Origin of the sequence: Phytoactinopolyspora endophytica (assembly GCF_004138495.1) — a bacterium.
Taxonomy (GTDB): domain Bacteria; phylum Actinomycetota; class Actinomycetes; order Jiangellales; family Jiangellaceae; genus Phytoactinopolyspora; species Phytoactinopolyspora endophytica.
Genome location: NZ_ML142853.1, coordinates 465,262 through 468,194 on the forward strand (window position 1 = coordinate 465,262; position 2,933 = coordinate 468,194).

Sequence of the window (2,933 nt, forward strand, 5' to 3'; positions counted from 1 at the left end):
TTCACGGGACACCAGCGACCGTGGCAAGGGTGCGGTCCGCGGTACGTATCACGGCGACGGTCCCGTCCTCGTCGGTGCGCCGCACATCGGTACCGTTCCTCGTCAGCAGCTCGAGCACCTCTTCGTCCGGGTGACCATGGGTGTTCTCGCCCACGCCGACCAGCGCAAGCTCGGCGCCGATATCGGTCAGCATGCGCTCGTCCTGGTGCCGGGAACCATGGTGGGCAACCTTGAGCACGTCCGCGTTCAACTCCGGCTCGGCGTTGAGCAGCGCCCGTTGCGCCGCCGGCTCGATATCCCCGGTCAGCAGGATCTCGACACCGTCGACCTCGGCCATGAGGACGACGCTGGCGTTGTTCGCGTCCGACTCCGACGACGAGGCGATCCTCCGCCGCGGCCACAGCACCTCCACGGTGACCGCCCCTACAGCCCGACGCTCCCCCACCCGGGGCGCCTCGACCGGGACCTGGGCTTCACCGAGCCAGGAGGTCACTCGACGTGCGCTGGGTCCGGGCTCCTCAAGAGGCGACACCATGGCGTGGCCGACCCGGCGCCCGGCGAGCACCCCTGGGACACCGTCGACGTGGTCAGCATGGAAGTGGCTGAGCACCAGCAGGGGCACATGGTCGATGCCCAGCGAGTCGAGGCACCTGCGCGCCATGAGCGGATCCGGGCCGGTGTCCACGACGACGGCCGAGCCAGGCCCGGCGTGCAGGACCACGGCATCACCCTGTCCGACGTCGCAGATCACCATCAGCCAGTCCCTCGGCGGCCACCCTGGAGTGGGCATCGCCCGGAGCAGGACGAACACCAGCACTGTCGCCGTCACGAACGACACGACAGGCCGCCGCAGCAATAGCGGCAGCACGGCGATGGCGCCCAGCGACAACGCGACGCCGATGACCGCTCCTCCGCGTCCGTCCGGCCACTCGAACTCCGCGCCGGGCTGATGCGCGAACCAGGCGGCAACGGAGGCGATCCACCATGCCGGCAGCCCGGCCGTCCAGGCCAGCGCGGCCGCCACCGGGGGAAGGAGCGGGCTGACGACGGTGGCCGCGAGACCCAGGACCATCGCGAGGGCGACAACCGGGCCCACGAGCATGTTCGCCGGAACCGATGCCACACTGAACTGACCGAACGACGCCAGCAGCACAGGAGTGCAGGCCACTTGCGCGGCCAGCGGTACGGCGACGGCCAGCGCCACCGGTCGCGGCAGCCATCCCATCGCGTCCTGCCACGACGGAACCAGGACGACGATCCCCGCGGTGGCCGACACCGAGAGTACGAACCCAAGCGACAGCGCCAGCCACGGCTCGACCAGCACCAGAACGATCACCGCCGTGGCCAGCGCCGGTAGCGCACGGCGCCGGCCGGCCACCAGCACCCCAAGCACGGCCACCGTGCCCATCACGGCGGCCCGGAGCACGCTGGGTTCAGGCCGGACCAGCAGGACGAAGCCGGCCACGCCGATCACCGCGATCACCGGCAGTGCGTAACCACGCACGCCGATCAGCCGAGCCACGCCGAGGATCGCGAGCAGCACGATGCCGACGTGGGTGCCCGAGACCGCGGTCAGATGAGTCAGACCGGTGACTCGCATCTCCTCCCGGAGCTCGTCGCTCATCATCGACTCATCGCCGACGACCATGCCGGGGATCAATCCGCGGTGTCCTTCGGGTACGGCGGTCACCGCCTCCCGGAGGCCGGCACGCAGCGGCTCACCGGCGCGCGCCACCGTCCCCGGCTCGCCGACCAGCTCCGGTTCGTCGGTGACCCGGACGAATGCGGCGACGTCGCCGCCATCGGCCGGTGACAGGCGGCCCGACGTCCGGACACGTTGACCGGGGAGGAGATCGTTCCAGGACGACCCGCTCGCCACCACCAGGACCGGGGTGCGCACCTGATGCGTGTCCCCGCGACCGGAGATCGTGTCGACCCGGAACCGGACCAGCACGTATTCCGATGCCGGTCCCCGCTCGTCACCGCCCTCGCCTTGACGCAGTTCGGGATCGGCGGCGACGACGCCGTCGAGCCGAATCTGCGCCTCCTGCTCGGCGAGCTCCACCACCGGACCGTCGCGTACCTGGGCAGCCCGGGAACCACCCGCGAGCACACCCACTGCAAGGCACAAGACAGCCAGTGCGACCACGGACCGCCCACGTGCCAGCGGCACACAGATCACCATTCCCACCGCTGCACCAGCCGCACAGACCAGCAGCGCGTGCGTTATCTGAAGCTGGAGACCCAGGATGGTACCGGCCCACAACGCCGCCGCGATGGGAACCAGCCGCATGTCGACCTGCTCGCCGGTGAGGGGGCGCGCCAGCAGGGAGTCGCGTGACCCGCTGTTCGCGCGGCCACGTGGCATGGCGCCTTCGGCCGCCGAGGGCGACGTCGGGCCCACTCCTGTGTCCGTGGCCGCTCGTTCCGCCCGCCGCGGACGCGACTCGTGTGCCGCCGAACTGCTCATAGCGCGACCAGGGGTTCGATATCCTCGAACGTGCTCGGGCCGATGCCCGAGACTTCGAGAAGCTCGTCCACGCTGCTGAACCGGCCGTTCTGCTCACGCCAGTCGAGGATGCGCTGCGACAGCGCCGGCCCGATGCCGGGCAGTGTCTCGAGTTCCGCGGCTCCCGCCGTGTTCAGGCTGACCACACCTCCGCTCGCCGGATCGCCCCCGGAGGCGGTGTCTCCGGCGGCATGGTCCCCGGCCGGCTCGGATCCGTGCGGAGAGTCCACGCCGACGAGTACCTGTTCGCCGTCGGTCAATACCCGGGCCAGATTGAGCGGTGTCAGATCCACATCGGTGGCGGCGCCTCCGGCAGCCTCGATCGCATCCACCACCCGTGACCCTGCCGGCAGCGTCACCACCCCGGGCCGGGCGACGTCGCCGGCCACGTGCACCAGCAGCGTGTCAGAGCCGGCCGCACCGC

General features: G+C 70.8%; 2 protein-coding genes. Both read right to left on the bottom strand.

The annotated features are described in order from the left end of the window. Nucleotide 1: 1 nt before the first annotated feature. Nucleotides 2–2,368, bottom strand: coding sequence for a ComEC/Rec2 family competence protein (locus tag ELR45_RS12900; RefSeq protein WP_205856504.1), 2,367 nt, complete (start codon nucleotides 2,366–2,368; stop codon nucleotides 2–4). A 98-nt stretch (nucleotides 2,369–2,466) separates the two neighbouring features. Next, a partial coding sequence (locus tag ELR45_RS12905) for a ComEA family DNA-binding protein (RefSeq protein ID WP_165367728.1) occupies nucleotides 2,467–2,933 on the bottom strand: 467 nt, incomplete at its 5' end.

Bases quoted from the DNA above. Each gene is read 5' to 3' on its own strand.
- ELR45_RS12900 (WP_205856504.1), bottom strand. From the start codon at position 2,368: ATGCCACGTGGCCGCGCGAACAGCGGGTCACGCGACTCCCTGCTGGCG.